General features: G+C 62.0%; 1 protein-coding gene. It reads left to right on the top strand.

Annotated features, from left to right (window positions below; translation table 11 throughout):
• Window positions 1-234, top strand: a 234-nt coding sequence (locus tag SB816_RS35125; RefSeq protein WP_410548639.1) for a TonB-dependent receptor plug domain-containing protein, incomplete at both ends; no start/stop codon positions are given.

The raw sequence follows: 234 nt of genomic DNA on the forward strand, positions 1-234 counted from the left end.
CTGGAGCGAAGGTTCGACGAACAGCTTCGCGCCGGGCGGCGCAGGTATCGCGCTGCGCGGCCTCAGCGAGAAATACACGCTGGTGCTGATCGACGGCATGCGGGTGTCGCCGTATGCGTTCGCCGTGAACGGCAGCGATCAGTTCTTCGACCTGAATACGCTGCCGCTCAACATCATCGACCGCATCGAAATCGTCAAGACCGGCGCGGTGTCCCAGTATGGTTCGGACGCAAT

It is taken from the genome of Achromobacter sp. SIMBA_011 (assembly GCF_046535435.1).
Lineage (GTDB): Bacteria > Pseudomonadota > Gammaproteobacteria > Burkholderiales > Burkholderiaceae_B > Achromobacter > Achromobacter dolens.